Below are 14,611 nucleotides of genomic sequence, written 5' to 3'. Positions count from 1 at the left end.
CCCACACGCTCCACCGCGGCGGCGCCTCGGATCAGCCTTCCTGATTCCAGTAGCCGCCGTTCATCAGGCTTTCCCGCACCATCGCGCGGGCACGATGCAACCGGCTCTTCACCGCCTCGACGCTCACGCCCAGGCTGGCCGCGACTTCGGGGGCGGTCAATTCCTCGACGTCGCGCAAGACCAGCACAACGCGGTAGGGTTCCGGAAGCGCGGCAATGGCCTTCGTCAGGTCCAGGCGCAGGTCGGTGGGAATTTGCGGCGCTGCGGCTTCTGCAGCGGACGGCTCCGGAAGAGCCCCTCCAGAAGAGCTGCGCCTGAATATGCGGTAGCACTCACGCTCGACAATGCGAAACAGCCAGGTGGCGAAGGCCGCCACCGTGCCGAGCGTGCCGATCTTTCTGTGCAGCTGCCACAGCGCCACCTGCACGGCATCTTCGGCGTCTTCGCTGTTTGCGCAGGTCCGGCGCGCGAATCGCTTCAGATCGGGCTGGCATACAGAGAGCAGTTGGGACAGCGCCCGCTCGTCTCCCGCGCATGCGGCCTCGATGAGCGGCGCGGACGCCCGGATCATTTCGCAGGGCCCGTCGCTCTTCGGCCGAGCATCGCGCAGGCCGGGCAGAAGCCGACGATGGCGGTGGACGCAAGCACTCCGGCCATGGCAAACCCCAGGAGGCGAAGCGTTCCGGCTGGCAGAAAGTAGAACGCGCCTGCGGCGGCGAAGGCTCCCAGGCACAGGCGAATGATTCGCTCCCAGGCGGGGAGATTGCGTTTGAGATGGAACACGTTGAACACTCCGGTTGATGTTGACCCTTGCATAGAGGGCGCACCATGGCCAGAAGGATTCAGGAACTTTAAAAGAAATTCCGGTCCGGGCCGCAAAGCCCCGGGCCTGTTCCACGGCGCCGCGGTTTCAGTCGGCGGTGGCGCCCGACTTCTTCACCAGCTCGGCCCAGCGCGGAATCTCGCGGGCCATGTGGTCGCGCAATTCTTCGGGCGTGCTGGCGGCGATGTCCATGGCCAGCTGGCCCGAGAGCTTGGCCTGCACGTCGGGCTGCTTGAGCGCCTTCACGATCTCGGCGTTCAGGCGCTGGATGATGGGCTTGGGCGTGCCCTTGGGCGCGTACACGGCCTGCCACGACGACATCTCGAAACCCGCCACGCCCGATTCGATCATGGTCGGCAGCTCGGGCACCAGCGCAATGCGCTTGCCGGTGGTCACGGCCAGCAGCTTCAGCTTGCCGCTCTTCACCAGGGGCAGCGCAGCGGTCACTTGGTCGAACATGAAGGGCACCAGGCCGGAGGCCACATCGGTCATCGCGGGCGGCGTGCCCTTGTACGGCACGTGCGTGAGTTTCACGCCGATCATGTCGGCGAACATCTCGCCCGCCAGGTGCGTCGATGTTCCCGCGCCCGAAGAAGCGAAGGTGCGCTTCGATTCGTCTTTCTTGAGCAGCGCAATCAGCTCGGCCACCGAGTTCACGCCGAGTTGGCTGTTGACGATCAGCACGTTGGGCAGCCGGCCGACCAGCGACACGGGCTCGAAGTCCTTCATCGGGTCGTAGGGCAGCTTCTTGTAGAGGCTGGCGTTGATGGCGTGCGTGCTGATGGTGCCGCCGAACAGCGTATAGCCGTCGGGCGCGGCCTTGGCGACATAGGCGGCGCCGATGCCGCCGGCCTGTCCCGGCTTGTTGTCGACCACCACCGACTGGTGCAGGCTCTCCTGCAGCTTGTTGGCCAGGATGCGACCCACGATGTCGGTCGAACCGCCGGCCGTGAAGGGCACGACATAGGTGATGGTCTTGGCGGCGGGCCATTCGGCCTGCGCAAGCGCGAGGGTGGGTGCCAGTGCGAACGCGGATGCAGCGAGCAGCAGCCGCGCGGCGCGATGAATGAAGGGCATGGTCTTGTCTCTCTTTGTTGTCTGACGAATGAAGGTTGGACGGTCAGCGGCCGCGGGCCTGCCGCCAGGCGGCGAACTCGGTGCGGCTTTGCTCCTCGGTCGGCGGATAGAGGCCGAGGATGGAGCGGCCTTCGAGCACCTTCTCCTGCACGAAGTCTTCGAAGACGGTCATCTCCGTGGCCTCGGTCGCAACCTCGTCGGCAATGTCCGCAGGAATCACGATGACGCCCTCTGCATCGCCCACCACCACGTCGCCGGGCCACACGGCCACGTCGCCGCAGCCGATGGGCACGTTGATGTCGATGGCCTGGTGCAGCGTGAGATTGGTCGGCGCGCTCGGGCGCTGGTGGTACGCCGGAAAGCCCAGCTTCGCAATGTCGGGGCTGTCGCGAAAGCCGCCGTCGGTGACCACGCCGGCCACTCCGCGCTTCATGAGCCGGCTCACCAGGATGCCGCCGGCCGATGCGGCACGCGCGTCCTTGCGGCTGTCCATCAGCAGCACCGCGCCTTCGGGGCATTGCTCCACGGCCTGGCGCTGCGGATGGCTGCGGTCGTTGAACACGGTGATGGGATTCAGGTCTTCGCGCGCGGGCATGTAGCGCAGCGTGAAGGCCTCGCCCACCATGTTGGGCAGCGACGGGTTGAGCGGGTGCACGTTCTGGATGAACTGGTTGCGCAGGCCCCGCTTGAACAGGGCCGTGCACAGGGTGGCGGTGCTGACCTGCATCAGCTTCTCGCGGGTTTGGGGATTCACGTCGGGTCTCCGTTTGCTTGGGCGTTGGTTCGGTATGGGGAAAGAGGTCTTCAGAAAATGTCTGGCTCGGGCACCGGCTTGCCGAACGCGGTTTCGAGAAAGTCGAAGTCGCAGCCTTCGTTGGCCTGCAGGATGTGGCGGCCGAACATCCATCCGTAGCCGCGCTCGTAGCGCGGCGGCGGCGGTGTCCATGCGGCTTTGCGGCTGGCCAGTTTCTCGTCGCTCACTTCCAGGTGAATGCGCCGTGCGGGCACGTCGACGGAGATGCGGTCGCCCGTCTTGACCAATGCCAACGGGCCACCGACGGCCGCCTCGGGCGAGCAATGCAGCAGGCAGCCGCCGTAGCTGGTGCCGCTCATGCGCGCGTCCGACAGGCGCAGCATGTCTTTCACGCCCTGCTTCAGCAGCTTGGTGGGGATCGGCAGCATGCCCCACTCGGGCATGCCGGCACCACGCGGGCCGGCATTGCGCAGCACCAGGATGTCGTCGCCAGTCACGTCCAGCTCGGGATCGTCCACCGCCTTCTTGAGCGCGGGGTAGTCGTCGAACACCAGCGCGCGGCCGGTGTGCTGCAGCAGATGCGGCGCGCACGCGCTCGGCTTGATGACCACGCCATCGGGGGCGATGTTGCCGCGCAGCACGGCGAGCGCCCCTTCGGCATAGATGGGGTTGTCGAGCGGCCGGATCACGTCGTCGTTGAACACCTCGGCGCCCTCGATGTTCTGGCCGATGGTGCGGCCGTTGACCGTGCGCGCCTCGGTGTTCAGGTGGCCGCGAATGCGCTCCAGCATCGCGGGCAGGCCGCCCGCGTAGAAGAAATCTTCCATCAAATAGGTGTCGCCGCTCGGCCGGATGTTGGCGACCACCGGCACCCGGCGGCTTGCGGCATCGAAGTCGTCCAGCGTGACCGGATGGCCGGCGCGGCGCGACATGGCAATCAGGTGCACGATGGCGTTGGTGCTGCAACCCATGGCCATGGCGCATGCAATGCCGTTCTCGAAGTTGGCGCGCGTGAGCATCCTGGCAGGCGTCAAGTCTTCCCACACCATCTCGACGATGCGGCGGCCACATTCGGCGCTCATGCGCACGTGGTTGGCATCGGCCGCCGGAATGCTCGAGGCGCCCGGCAGCGAAAAGCCCACGGCTTCGGCAATGCCCATCATGGTGGCCGCGGTGCCCATGGTCATGCAGGTGCCATGGCTGCGCGCAATACCGGCTTCCATCTCTTGCCAGGCCTGGTCGCTCAACTGGCCGGCGCGGCGCTCGTCCCAATACTTGAATGCGTCCGAACCCGAGCCCAGCACCTGCCCCCGCCAGTTGCCGCGCAGCATCGGGCCGGCCGGCAGGTAGATGAACGGCAGGCCCATGCTGAGCGCGCCCATGGTGAGGCCCGGCGTGGTCTTGTCGCAGCCGCCCATCAGCACGGCGCCGTCGATGGGATGGCTGCGCAGCAGCTCTTCGGTTTCCATCGCCAGGAAGTTGCGGTAGAGCATGGTCGTCGGCTTGACCATGCTCTCGGACAGCGAGATGGCCGGCAGCTCCAGCGGAAAGCCGCCGGCCTGGAAGATGCCGCGCTTCACGTCGTCCACACGCTGCTTGAAGTGCGAGTGGCACTGGTTGGCATCGCTCCAGGTGTTGACGATGGCGATGATCGGTTTGCCCACCCAGTCGGTGGGCGCGTAGCCCATTTGCATCACGCGCGAGCGGTGGCCGAAGGAGCGGAAGTCGTCGGGTGCGAACCAGCGGGCGCTGCGCAGGGTGTCGTAGGAGCGTTGCATCGGAGGGGCTGAAACGGATGGCTGAACCAGTGGGCTTTGTGGAATCAACTACATTAAAACACTAATATATCAGTTCAGCAAAGCGAGAATTCCAGCGAATGACCGCCCTCACCCGGATCCGACTCGACCGCACGCGCCTCGCAGCACCACAGGTACTCGAGAAGCTGCGCGATGCCATTCTTTCGCTTGAACTCGTGCCCGGCACGGTGCTGGTTCGGCAAGAGCTGGCCGACAGGTTCGGCGTGAGCCAGACACCCGTGCGCGAGGCCTTGCTGCGGCTGGCCGAAGAAGGCCTGGTGGATGTGTTTCCGCAGCACGCAACGCTGGTCAGCCGCATCGACATCGACGCGGCCCGGCAGGCGCACTTTCTGCGCCGCTCGATCGAGCTCGAGATCGTGCATCAGCTGGCCGAGCAGGCCACGCCCGATCTCGTCGCGCAGCTGAAAACGCAGATCGCGCTGCAGGCAACGTTGGCGGCGGAACGGCAGTACAGCGAGTTCGTCGGCGCCGACCGCAAGTTTCATCACCTGATGTACGAGGCGGCCGGAGTGCCGAGCCTGTGGGACATGGTGAGCCGCGTCTCGGGCCACGTCGACCGGCTGCGGCGCCTGCACCTGCCCACCGCGGGCAAGACCGAGGCGATTCTTCGCGACCACCGCGCCATCGTGCGCGCCATTGCGCAAGGCGACAGTGCCTGCGCGCAGAAGGCGCTGCGCGAGCACCTTTCGGGCACGCTGAGTTCGCTGCCGGAAATCTGCGCGCGGCATCCCAGCTTTATCGTGCCGGAGAGCTGAAGCCGAGCTCCGCGGTTCGCCTGCAAAGGCGCGCCGGGGCCAGGGCCGCTAAGCCGTGCCGGAATCCGGCCAACGGTGCCGCGTGCCGCCCGAGCGGCGGTTGGCCTTCTCCACCACCGCGCCTTGCGCGCTCAGCGTGTTCGCGCGCTCTTCGAGGTGCCGCAGGCACTGCAGGAAGATGTCGAGATGCGCGGGCTCGATGCCCTCGAGCAGATCGGTGTTGAGCCCCGCGATGCGCGGAAACACCTTTTCGTAAAGCTCCCCGCCCGAGGCGCTCAGCCGTACATGCACTTCGCGCCGGTCGTCGGCGTCCTGCCGGCGCGCCACCAGCTTCTTTTCGACCAGCCCACGCAGCCCGCGCGAGGTGCGCACGCGGTCCAGGTGCAGGTGTGCGGCCAGTGCGGACGACCGCATCTCGCCCTGCTGCGCGAGCGTGGCGATCATTCCCCATTCGCGGCGCGTGATGCCGAAGCCGCCCTCCACCAGTCGCGTGGCCATGCCGCTGCTGGTGCGCACCGCGCGCGCGAGCCGATACAGCAGCAGGTCGTCCAGGGAACTGGGCGCGCGCAAGGCGCCTGCATCGGGAAAAGCTTGCATACCTTGCGTGCCGTGCATGGAAAGGTTCTAACGGGTGTGATGAGGCGACGGCGCAGTGTGACTCGCAGGCCTCAGTTGGCAATTGATGGATTAGATCAACTGATTGTTGCCTGCGTATAAACCAGTAACAAATTACACGGGTTGAAACGAAGCGGGCCGGCGATTGTCGCCGTGAAAACCTGCGCGCACCCGTTCGCCAATCACGCAGCAGGAGGACCCATGTCTGTTTTTCTTTCCCGCCGAAAGCTCGCGGCTTGTTGCCTGGCACTCGGCGCCTGTGCCGCTCCCCTCGCCCATGCCCAGGCACCCGCTCTCGACGGTCCGCTCACGCTGGTGGTGGGCTACACCGCCGGCGGCAGCACCGACCGCGTCGCGCGCCTGGTGGCCGAGCGGCTGGGGCCCAAGCTCGGCGTGGCAGCCACGGTGGAAAACCGCCCGGGCGAAGGTGGACGGCTGGCGGCCAAGGAGGTCAAGCGCGCACCGGCCGGGCAGAACGTGCTGATGCTCGGCAACCCCGCCGTGATGGTGGTGGCGCCGCTCGTGTTCAAGGACGCGGGCTACGACCCCGACAAGGACTTTGTGCCGGTGTCGCAGGTCAGCAGCTATGACTTTGCGCTGGCCGTAGGCAACAAGCTGCAGCTCGACCGCGCGATGTTCCTGGTGGGCCGGCTCTGGGCGCATCCGGAAGAGGCCGTCTTCGGCGTGCCGGCGACCGGCAGCCTGCCCCACTTCTTCGGCCTGATGGTGGGCGACGCGCTCAGCGTGCAGCCGCAGATCAAGGGTTATGGCGGATCGGCGCCGCTATCGGCCGACCTGAGCGGCGGCAACCTGCCCATTGCCATCGACACGCTCGACTCGCTTTATGCCCAGCACCTGGCCGGCAAGATCCGCATCCTGGCGGTATCGGGCAAGAAGCGCGTGAGCTTCGCGCCGGCCATTCCCACCTTCCGCGAGGCCGGCATGAAGATCGATGCAGACGGCTGGAACACCTTCTTCGCGCCCGCCACGATGGCGCCGGCCAAGGTGCAGCTGCTGGCCGCCGCCATCCGCGACGTCATGCAGGACCCGGCGCTGCAGAAGGCTGCCAATGCGGCCTACATCACGCCCATCGTGAGCACGCAGGCCGAGACCGTGCAAATGCTCAAGGCTTTTCGCCAACAATGGGAGCCGGTGGTGCGCCGGTCCGGCTTCCAGCCCTGAGCCGCAATGGGCGAGTAGCGCTCAGGGCGCCACGGGATCGCCGGGCTGGCCGACGCCATAGGCGGGTGCCTCGGGCAACGCGTAGGCCAGCGGCTGTTGCGGGTCGTGCAGCACCACGCTGCGGCCGACCCCGACGCCTACCGGTCCGGCGCCCACGCCGACGCCCGCACTGCCGACCAATTGGCCACGAGGATTGACGCTGATGCCCGCGCCGAGCGGCCCCCAGCCGGTGCTCAGGCCCAGGCTGGGTCCGCCGGAACCGACGCCGACGCTCAGCGACAGCCCCGGAGCCAGCGGAATGCCGAAGCCGACGCCCACTGCGCAGCCCGCCAGCATCGCAGAAGCGCCCAATACGGCCAAGCGACTTGCCAGCCGCCCGCTTTTCCGCGCCGTGTAGTGTCTTGATTGTTTCGGCATAGGCCATCCCTGTGGGGCGAGCTCCACCGCCCGCGTTGTTCGAAGACCTGCAACGCGTTTCGGCGCCGCATGCACATGCGGCCGGATCATCGGGCAGGTCTTCGCCGGCAAGCACGGCCGGCCGAGCAGCTTCCGGCCGAGATTGCCGAAATGTGCCGGATCCCAGGGCTTTCCTGTCGACGCGGCGCTGCGCTGCGGGTCCGATCGGGGCCACGCGCCGGAGCAGCCTTTCGTGTAAAGCGCGTGTTGACAGTGTGCTGTGATGTATCCAGATGGATCGAACGGCATGAAAATGCAGGACATGAGCGCCCATATCCTCCCTGCCGGCACCACCGGTGCCGCCTGCGCGCACCAGGTGCAGTTCTACGACGACGAGAAGATCCTGATCGCGTCGGCAGCCGACTTTCTGGCCGGTACCCTGGCTGAAGGCGGTTGCGCCCTGGTTCTTGCCACCGAGGCGCATCGCCGCAGTTTCCGCATGCGCCTGTCCGGGGTTTGTCCCGACGAGAAGATCGTTTTCGTGGACGCCGCGGAAGCGCTCGGGCAAATCGTGTTGAACGGCAAGCCCGACGAACGCCTGTTCAACCAATCGGTCGGCGGCTTGGTCGATACCCTGCAAGGCCGCGGAAAGCTCCGCATCTACGGCGAGCTGGTGGCTCTTCTTTGCGCGGACGGCAAGCATGAAGATGCGCTCGAACTGGAGGGGTACTGGAACAGGCTGGCCACCCGGCGCGAGTTCGAGCTTTTCTGCGGCTATCCGCTCTCCGTATTCCCGGGCACGGCGCACGCCGCCGTGTTCCGCCATGTGTGCCAGGCGCATTCCCGGGTGATTCCCGTCGGGGGCACGGCCACTATGGCGCCCGGCGAGATCGCGGTGCTCCAGCAAAAGGTGCTGTCGCTGGACGACGAGATCCTGCGCCGGCACCAGGCGGAAGAATCCACGCGTGCGCGCGAGCGCGACCTGGCCGACTTCGCCGAGAACGCCGCGGAAGGCCTGCACCAGGTGGCGGCCGACGGCACGATCCTCTGGGCCAACCGGGCGGAGCTCGAGATGTTGGGCTACAGCGCCGACGAATACATCGGCCAGCACATCACGCGTTTTCATCTCGACCAGCCGGTGATCCAGGACATTCTCAAGCGGCTCAGCGCAGGGGAAACGCTGCGCAACTATCCGGCCCGCCTCGTCTGCAAGGACGGTGCGATCAAGCACGTTCTGATCCAGTCGAACGGCCGATTCGAAAACGGCGTGCTGCGCTACACGCGCTGCTTTTCGCGCGATGTCACGGAACGCGTGGCGCGCGAGGAGGCCGAGCGCGAGCGAAACGACCTGCTGCGCCGGGCGCCTGTTGCCGCGGCCTTGCTGGTGGGCGCCGAACACCGGTTCGAACTGGCCAACGATGTCTACAAGTCGATGGTGGGCAAGTTCGACCTTGAAGGAAAAACCTACGAGCAGGCACTGCCCGAGCTTTGCGCGCGCGACGACACGTTGCGCATCCTGGACAAGGCCTTCGCATCGGGGCGCCCGTATGTGGCCGAAGAACACCTGACCCTCGTCGAGCGCGCCGGCGGCGGGCACCTCGATGAACGCTATTTCAAGCTCAGCGTGCAGCCGCTGAAGCGGCTCGACCGCCTGTACGGCCTGATGCTCATCGCCGTGGATGTGACCGACCTCGTCGCCGCCCGCCGGGGCCAAGAGCGGGCAAGCGCCGAGCGCGAAGCGCTGCTGCGCGATCTCGAACGCGCCAGCCGCGCGAAGGACGAATTTCTTGCGGTGCTCGGGCACGAACTTCGCAATCCGCTGGCGCCGATCGTCACCGCGCTCGAGTTGATGAAGCGCCGCGGAGACCTCAAGACCTCCAAGGAGCAGGACGCCATCCACCGCCAGGTCCAGCACCTGATCCGGCTGGTCGACGACCTGATGGACGTGTCGCGCGTGACCCGTGGCAAGTTGACGCTGCGCGAAGAAACGGTCCCGCTGGCATCGGTGCTGGCAAAGGCCGTCGAAATGGTGAGCGTGCTGATGGAGCAGCGCCAGCACACCCTGAATGCCGTCTATCCCGACAGCACGATGCTCTGGCATGGAGACCCTACGCGCTTGGCCCAGGTGATCAGCAATCTGCTGACGAACGCCGCGCGCTATACGCCCTTGGGTGGCGTCATCCGTCTGGAAGCGTGGCAGGAAGACGGCAGCGTGGCGATCTCTGTTAGCGACAACGGGCGGGGTATCGAGGCAGACGCGTTGCCCAAGGTCTTCGACCTGTTCTACCAGGGGGCGCAAACCATCGAACGCGCCGCGGGCGGGCTCGGTGTGGGCCTGGCGCTGGTCAAGAGCCTGATTGCCGCGCACAACGGCACGGTGGAAGCCCGCAGTGCCGGGCCGGGACAAGGCAGCGAGTTCAGGGTTCGCCTGCCCCTGCCCTCCAGCGACCAGCTGAAAGCCACTGCGCCCGAAGCGCTGGCCATCTCGCGAGGCACGGGCCTTCGCCGAAGGGTGTTGATCGTGGACGACAACCAGGATGCCGCGGACCTGCTGGGCGCGATCTTCCGGGAGCACGGGCACGACGCGCGGGTGGCCTACGACCCGGCCGCGGCGCTGACGCTTGCTCCGTCGTTCAAGCCGGAGATCGCGTTTCTGGACATCGGCCTACCGGTGATGGACGGTTACGAACTGGCCGCGCTGCTGCGAAAAGAACTGGGTGAGGCGGGGCCTCTCAAGATTTTTTCGCTGACCGGATTCGGCCAGCCGGCCGACCGCGAAAAAAGCATGCGTGCCGGCATGGACGGCCACTTCGTGAAACCGGTGGAAGAGGCCCAGGTGCTGCAAGCTGCGCTATCGGTCGATGTGGCCGAGAGCGCCCAGGCTTGATGGTTCTTACTTGCCGGCCACCACATGCCGCTTGTTCAGCGAGCTGGGAGCGTTCAAGCTCGCGTCCTCATCGACGCCGATGCCCAACCGGTCTACCAGCTCGCCGCCTAGCCAGGCGGTGACCATTGCAATGGCCGCCCCCGCAAATGCCCACACCATTTGCCCGAGGCCCGGGGCGTAGCCCCTGTCGCGCAGGAAAAAGCTGAGCGCAAACAGCAGCAGCACGAGCACATTGCCGCCGCCGTGCATCGCGCCGATGCGCTTGGCCCGCGTGCCTGCGGGAATACCCAGCCAGTCGATGGTGCCGAAAGGCGCGGCAAGAAGCCCGCCGACAAGGCCCGCCGCGATCATCCAGTAAGAGACCGCCGCCATGACGGGGCTGCCTCCGATCAGGTAGATGATGTCGAACACCACCGCCGTGGCGAGAAGCCCGAGCGGAAACACCACCAGCATCTGGTGTACCGGATGGCCGAGTAGACGAGCTCTTGCGTGCATGGGGTCACCTCCATTGGCTGAGGCTGTTATGTGAGCCACAAGAGCGTTTCGCCCGCGCAAGCAAGCGCCGCCAGCGGGGGTCGGTACTTTCCTACTCGAAAGCCCAGGCCTCCCCTCGCGGCACCGCCGCACATGGCTGGCCGCTCACATACCCAAGCGGAATTTTCAACCCCGTTTTATGGACGATGGATGACGCCCCGCAGCTTCCGATGCGGCACCCTTTGCGCATGGATAAGTTCTTTGCAACCTTTGCGAATGCCACGGCGCGCGCAGCCGGCAGTCCTTTCGCTTTTCTGCTTTGCATTGCGCTGGTCGTTGCCTGGGCGGCTTCGGGCCCCTTCTTCCAATTTTCGGAAAACTGGCAGCTGACCATCAACACGGGCACGACCATCGTCACGTTCCTCATGGTGTTCCTGATCCAGAACACGCAAAACCGCGATGGGGCGGCGCTCCAGACCAAGCTGGACGAACTCATTCGCTCGTCGGCCGCGGGCGACGAGTTCATCGGCATCGAGAAGCTCACCGACAAGGAACTGGCCGCGCTTCACGACAAGTGCGAAGCGGCCGCCAAGAGGAGCCATGCGGCCCTGGACAAGACGCGCGGTGAACGTGCACGGCGTGCCCGGAAGGGCGCAACAGAACATGCAGCTAGAGCGGAAAGCACTACATGAAGAAAAAATCGATCTGGAAACTGTACGGCTATGGATGGGTCACCCTTGGTTTCTTTCTCGTGTCGTTGATCGGCCACTGGTTCTTTGGCTGGTTCGCCTATGTAGACGAGCAGAAGAATTTCGGCGCTCCGCCGGAGATCTCGGGCTACCTGATCCAGATGTCGAGGGACACGCTGGAAAACTGGCAGTCCGAGTTCCTGCAGCTCATCTGGCAGATCGGCGGGCTGGCTTTTCTGCTGTATGTCGGCTCTCCGCAATCGAAGGAAGGCGACGACCGGATGGAGGCCATGATCGACGCAATCCTGGCGGCGGTGGATCCGAAGAACGCCGATGCCCTCATCGAAGAGATCGACGAGGAATATACGGGAAGGCACACCGACCAGCGCTGGACGCGCATGGCCAAAAAGGGAGTGTCTTAGCGCCCCATGGGGCTTCTAAGCAGTTTTCGCGGTCCGTTGCCGCGGCTGACGCCGAGCGAAGTCGCTGGCCATCTCGTCGAGCGTTACGAACTTCACGCCAGGATGCTTGCTCATATGGGCGAACAGGCGCTCGAGCATCAACAGAACTTGTGGGTGCCCCGACACATCAGGGTGCAGCGTGATCGGGAACACCGCATAGTCATGCTCGCGGTAGACCCAGTCGAACTGGTCGCGCCACATCTCTTCGATGTCGCGCGGATTGACGAAACCGTGGCTGTTGGGCGACTTCTTGACGAACATCATCGGCGGCAGGTCGTCCAGATACCAGCTGGCGGGAATTTCGATCAGGTCGGTTTCGGTGCCGCGCACGTACGGCTTCATCCACTCCGCGGCGGGCTTTGTGTAGTCGATCTTGGTCCAGCTTTCTCCCACGCTGACGTAGTACGGCTCGTGGTCCTTGTGCATCAGGCTATGGTCATACTTGATGCCCTTTTTCAGCAGCAGTTCGTGGGAGATTGCGCTGAACTCCCACCACGGCGCCACGTTGCCGGTCGGGGCCTTGCCGGTGAAGCGCCTGATCAGTTCGATGCTCTTGTCGAGCACGGCCTCTTCCTGCTCTGGCGACATGTCGATGGGGTTCTCGTGGCTGTAGCCGTGCAGTCCGATTTCGTGGCCCGCGGCCACCACGGCTTCGATCTCGCGCGGAAAACTCTCGATCGAGTGGCCCGGCACGAACCACGATGTCTTGATGCCGAATCGGTCGAACAGCTTGACGAGGCGCGGCGTACCGACTTCGCCGCCGAACACGCCGCGGGATATGTCGCACAGCGAGTCCTCGCCGCCGTAGGAGCCGAGCCAGCCGGCGACAGCATCGACATGTACGTCGAATCCGCAGAAGATTTCCTTGGCCATTTGTAGCGTCCTTCCTGGTTTGTTCGATGGGCGGGGAATAAATCGGAGTTGCTGTTGGCGTTTCAGTGGCCGTGCAGTTCGACGGCCCTGCGCAATGCCTCCCGGTCGGCGCCGGCGCCGAACAGCAAAGCGAGCAGGATGCGGGTCTTGACTGCGCTCAGGTCACCTGCGAAAAGAGCCCCGGCATCGGCCAGGTCGGCGGCGCCACCCGCGCCGTAGATGGGAGCCACGCGTCCGCGAGGACAACGGGTGGTGACAGCGATGGTTACGCCGTGTCGAATCGCGGCACGCGCCGCCTCGGTTACGGCGGGCGTGGTGTTGCCGCGGCCGAACCCCTCCAGAACAATGGCGCGGGCACCCGCATCCACAGCGCATCGGATGAAGCGCTCGTCCACCCCCATGGCCATTTTCACCACGTCCACCCGAGAATCGATGCGCAGGGTGTCGATGGTGCCCCTGCGCAGCGGCACGCGCTGCAGCACGACCCGCTCGCCGTCGATCTCTCCGAGCTTGCCGTGCTCGGCAGAAGCGAAGGTGCCGGTGCGCGACGAGTGCTCCTTGGTGGCATCGCGCGCAGCGTGGAACTCCTGCTCGAACGCAATGACCGTGCCTACGCCGCGCATCTCCGCCGCCGCGGCCACACGAATCGCATCGGCCAGGTTTCGGAGGCCGTCGCTGGCAGGGTCATCCGCAGCGCGCTGCGCTCCGGTAAAGACGACCGGCTTTGCCGAACGCACAAACAGGTCGCAGAGATACGCGCTCTCTTCCATGGTGTCGGTGCCATGCGTGACGACGACGCCGGCCACATCGTGCTGCGAAAGGATCACCTTGATGCGCTGGGCCATGCGAAATGCGTCCTCCAGGGAGATCGCATAGCTCCCGACGTTGGAGAACTGCTCGGCCTCGACGCGAATGCCCTTCGGCAGCGTGTCGACGCGTTCGAGCAGCATGTCGCCGCCGTCCTGGCTCACCACTGCACCATGGCTCTGGCTGTAGCGGGAGGCAATGGTCCCCCCGGTTCCGAGAACGACGACGCGCTTCATTGGATCCTTCCCCTGATCTGTGCGCGCGCGACGGGCATGGCAAGCTGGTTCATCAGAGCTTGTCGTTGAGCAGCACGCCCGCGCGATTGGCGGCCCGGCTGATGTGGACATGCATGAAATAGCTCGCGTCGTCGGCGTTGCGGCGCACTAGTGCTTCCAAAATATTTCCGTGCTCGACGATCGTTTCCCAATGCCGGTCCTTGCGCCGGGTGGGAACGAACTGGCTCTCCAGGATGGCTTGGTGGTAGCTGACCTGAAGATCGACGAACACGGCGTTGCCTGAGTACTGCATGAGCAGCCGATGAAACTCAAAATCGAACTGCGTGCTCGAGATCGCGTCGTTGCTGCGAACCGCTTCCTGGTGCTCGTCGTAGACATTGCGCAGCTGCGCAATGTCCTCGTCGGTGGCATGCATTGCGGCCAGCCGAGCCGCGTAGCCCTCGACCACAAAGCGGAACTGATAGATTTCCTGCAATGAATAGACTGCCTTCAGCCGCCAGCCCTCGCGAGGGCCTTCGCTGTGGGGTTCGGCCACGAACGTCCCGCTGCCCGGTTCGGTGCGAAGGAGGTCCAGTGTTTCCAGGATCGACAGCGCCTCGCGCAGCGAGGGCCGGCTGACGTTGAGCTGCGCCGCGAATTCGCGCTGCGGCGGCAGTTTCGAGCCCGCCCGAAATTCCCCCCGCGCGATGCCGTCTCGAATACGCTGCACCACGAGCTGGGACGTGAGGGGACGGGACGATGAAGGCGAGTCGGGCATGGCAGGAC

At 65.4% G+C, this 14,611-nt stretch carries 16 protein-coding genes; 5 read left to right on the top strand and 11 right to left on the bottom strand.

What is annotated here, in order from left to right; translation table 11 throughout:
* Nucleotides 1–31: 31 nt before the first annotated feature.
* From EJI00_RS18450 to araD, 5 genes are all read right to left on the bottom strand, one after another.
* The gene (locus tag EJI00_RS18450; RefSeq protein ID WP_126748941.1) at nucleotides 32–571 is read right to left on the bottom strand and encodes an RNA polymerase sigma factor; all 540 of its coding nucleotides are present in this window, start codon (nucleotides 569–571) and stop codon (nucleotides 32–34) included.
* Nucleotides 568–816, bottom strand: coding sequence for a DUF2892 domain-containing protein (locus EJI00_RS18445; RefSeq protein WP_260590775.1), 249 nt, complete (start codon nucleotides 814–816; stop codon nucleotides 568–570). The genes EJI00_RS18450 and EJI00_RS18445 overlap by 4 nt, the downstream gene beginning before the upstream one ends.
* Nucleotides 817–910: 94 nt before the next feature.
* Nucleotides 911–1,900, bottom strand: coding sequence for a Bug family tripartite tricarboxylate transporter substrate binding protein (locus tag EJI00_RS18440; RefSeq protein WP_126748940.1), 990 nt, complete (start codon nucleotides 1,898–1,900; stop codon nucleotides 911–913).
* A 43-nt stretch (nucleotides 1,901–1,943) separates the two neighbouring features.
* Entirely contained in the window at nucleotides 1,944–2,654 is a 711-nt protein-coding gene (locus EJI00_RS18435) for a ribonuclease activity regulator RraA (protein WP_126748939.1), read from the bottom strand.
* Nucleotides 2,655–2,704: 50 nt separating this feature from the next.
* Complete coding sequence (araD, locus tag EJI00_RS18430; RefSeq protein ID WP_126748938.1) at nucleotides 2,705–4,432, bottom strand: L-arabinonate dehydratase; 1,728 nt, start codon at nucleotides 4,430–4,432, stop codon at nucleotides 2,705–2,707.
* Between the two features lie 98 nt (nucleotides 4,433–4,530).
* Between araD and EJI00_RS18425 the strand changes: the two genes are divergently transcribed.
* Nucleotides 4,531–5,226 carry a GntR family transcriptional regulator gene (locus EJI00_RS18425; RefSeq protein WP_126748937.1) on the top strand — a complete coding sequence of 232 codons (696 nt, stop codon included), beginning with the start codon at nucleotides 4,531–4,533 and terminating at the stop codon, nucleotides 5,224–5,226.
* A gap of 48 nt (nucleotides 5,227–5,274) precedes the next feature.
* On the opposite strand, the gene EJI00_RS18420 is transcribed toward EJI00_RS18425, so the two are convergent.
* The gene (locus EJI00_RS18420) at nucleotides 5,275–5,823 is read right to left on the bottom strand and encodes a MarR family winged helix-turn-helix transcriptional regulator (protein ID WP_260590773.1); all 549 of its coding nucleotides are present in this window, start codon (nucleotides 5,821–5,823) and stop codon (nucleotides 5,275–5,277) included.
* A 219-nt stretch (nucleotides 5,824–6,042) separates the two neighbouring features.
* On the opposite strand from EJI00_RS18420, the gene EJI00_RS18415 reads away from it, so the two are divergent.
* Entirely contained in the window at nucleotides 6,043–7,023 is a 981-nt protein-coding gene (locus EJI00_RS18415) for a tripartite tricarboxylate transporter substrate-binding protein (protein ID WP_126748935.1), read from the top strand.
* Between the two features lie 21 nt (nucleotides 7,024–7,044).
* Here the strand turns inward: EJI00_RS18415 and EJI00_RS18410 are convergent, their stop codons facing one another.
* Nucleotides 7,045–7,383 carry a hypothetical protein gene (locus EJI00_RS18410; RefSeq protein ID WP_126748934.1) on the bottom strand — a complete coding sequence of 113 codons (339 nt, stop codon included), beginning with the start codon at nucleotides 7,381–7,383 and terminating at the stop codon, nucleotides 7,045–7,047.
* Nucleotides 7,384–7,726: 343 nt separating this feature from the next.
* Between EJI00_RS18410 and EJI00_RS18405 the strand changes: the two genes are divergently transcribed.
* The gene (locus tag EJI00_RS18405) at nucleotides 7,727–10,306 is read left to right on the top strand and encodes an ATP-binding protein (RefSeq protein ID WP_185868162.1); all 2,580 of its coding nucleotides are present in this window, start codon (nucleotides 7,727–7,729) and stop codon (nucleotides 10,304–10,306) included.
* Nucleotides 10,307–10,312: 6 nt separating this feature from the next.
* Here EJI00_RS18405 and EJI00_RS18400 read toward each other — a convergent pair whose 3' ends face one another.
* Nucleotides 10,313–10,801 (bottom strand): DUF2231 domain-containing protein, encoded by a 489-nt coding sequence (locus tag EJI00_RS18400; protein ID WP_126748932.1) that lies wholly within the window; start codon nucleotides 10,799–10,801, stop codon nucleotides 10,313–10,315.
* 227 nt (nucleotides 10,802–11,028) lie between these two features.
* Here EJI00_RS18400 and EJI00_RS18395 point away from each other — a divergent pair, with 227 nt between their 5' ends.
* Both EJI00_RS18395 and EJI00_RS18390 read left to right on the top strand, forming a co-directional pair.
* On the top strand, nucleotides 11,029–11,472 hold the full coding sequence (locus EJI00_RS18395) for a low affinity iron permease family protein (protein ID WP_126748931.1): 444 nt from the start codon (nucleotides 11,029–11,031) through the stop codon (nucleotides 11,470–11,472).
* Complete coding sequence (locus tag EJI00_RS18390; protein WP_126748930.1) at nucleotides 11,469–11,891, top strand: DUF6766 family protein; 423 nt, start codon at nucleotides 11,469–11,471, stop codon at nucleotides 11,889–11,891. The genes EJI00_RS18395 and EJI00_RS18390 overlap by 4 nt, the downstream gene beginning before the upstream one ends.
* A 15-nt stretch (nucleotides 11,892–11,906) precedes the next feature.
* On the opposite strand, the gene EJI00_RS18385 is transcribed toward EJI00_RS18390, so the two are convergent.
* The 3 genes from EJI00_RS18385 to EJI00_RS18375 form a co-directional block, all read right to left on the bottom strand.
* Nucleotides 11,907–12,803 carry a polysaccharide deacetylase family protein gene (locus EJI00_RS18385; RefSeq protein WP_126748929.1) on the bottom strand — a complete coding sequence of 299 codons (897 nt, stop codon included), beginning with the start codon at nucleotides 12,801–12,803 and terminating at the stop codon, nucleotides 11,907–11,909.
* Nucleotides 12,804–12,865: 62 nt separating this feature from the next.
* On the bottom strand, nucleotides 12,866–13,846 hold the full coding sequence (locus EJI00_RS18380) for an asparaginase (RefSeq protein WP_126748928.1): 981 nt from the start codon (nucleotides 13,844–13,846) through the stop codon (nucleotides 12,866–12,868).
* 52 nt (nucleotides 13,847–13,898) lie between these two features.
* Nucleotides 13,899–14,603, bottom strand: coding sequence for a FadR/GntR family transcriptional regulator (locus EJI00_RS18375; RefSeq protein ID WP_185868161.1), 705 nt, complete (start codon nucleotides 14,601–14,603; stop codon nucleotides 13,899–13,901).
* Nucleotides 14,604–14,611: the final 8 nt, after the last annotated feature.

The sequence above is a fragment of the Variovorax sp. DXTD-1 genome, from assembly GCF_003984625.1.
In the GTDB taxonomy this organism is placed as follows: Bacteria; Pseudomonadota; Gammaproteobacteria; order Burkholderiales; family Burkholderiaceae_C; genus Variovorax.
This window is presented reverse-complemented; position numbering and strand designations above follow the sequence as displayed.

What these genes read in the sequence shown, in the direction of transcription:
- EJI00_RS18395 (WP_126748931.1), top strand. Translation starts at nt 11,029, where the DNA reads ATGGATAAGTTCTTTGCAACCTTTGCGAATGCCACGGCGCGCGCAGCC.
- araD (WP_126748938.1), bottom strand. Translation starts at nt 4,432, where the DNA reads ATGCAACGCTCCTACGACACCCTGCGCAGCGCCCGCTGGTTCGCACCC.
- EJI00_RS18380 (WP_126748928.1), bottom strand. Translation starts at nt 13,846, where the DNA reads ATGAAGCGCGTCGTCGTTCTCGGAACCGGGGGGACCATTGCCTCCCGC.
- EJI00_RS18390 (WP_126748930.1), top strand. Translation starts at nt 11,469, where the DNA reads ATGAAGAAAAAATCGATCTGGAAACTGTACGGCTATGGATGGGTCACC.
- EJI00_RS18415 (WP_126748935.1), top strand. Translation starts at nt 6,043, where the DNA reads ATGTCTGTTTTTCTTTCCCGCCGAAAGCTCGCGGCTTGTTGCCTGGCA.
- EJI00_RS18450 (WP_126748941.1), bottom strand. Translation starts at nt 571, where the DNA reads ATGATCCGGGCGTCCGCGCCGCTCATCGAGGCCGCATGCGCGGGAGAC.
- EJI00_RS18420 (WP_260590773.1), bottom strand. Translation starts at nt 5,823, where the DNA reads ATGCAAGCTTTTCCCGATGCAGGCGCCTTGCGCGCGCCCAGTTCCCTG.
- EJI00_RS18400 (WP_126748932.1), bottom strand. Translation starts at nt 10,801, where the DNA reads ATGCACGCAAGAGCTCGTCTACTCGGCCATCCGGTACACCAGATGCTG.
- EJI00_RS18405 (WP_185868162.1), top strand. Translation starts at nt 7,727, where the DNA reads ATGAAAATGCAGGACATGAGCGCCCATATCCTCCCTGCCGGCACCACC.
- EJI00_RS18385 (WP_126748929.1), bottom strand. Translation starts at nt 12,803, where the DNA reads ATGGCCAAGGAAATCTTCTGCGGATTCGACGTACATGTCGATGCTGTC.
- EJI00_RS18445 (WP_260590775.1), bottom strand. Translation starts at nt 816, where the DNA reads ATGCAAGGGTCAACATCAACCGGAGTGTTCAACGTGTTCCATCTCAAA.
- EJI00_RS18440 (WP_126748940.1), bottom strand. Translation starts at nt 1,900, where the DNA reads ATGCCCTTCATTCATCGCGCCGCGCGGCTGCTGCTCGCTGCATCCGCG.
- EJI00_RS18425 (WP_126748937.1), top strand. Translation starts at nt 4,531, where the DNA reads ATGACCGCCCTCACCCGGATCCGACTCGACCGCACGCGCCTCGCAGCA.
- EJI00_RS18375 (WP_185868161.1), bottom strand. Translation starts at nt 14,603, where the DNA reads ATGCCCGACTCGCCTTCATCGTCCCGTCCCCTCACGTCCCAGCTCGTG.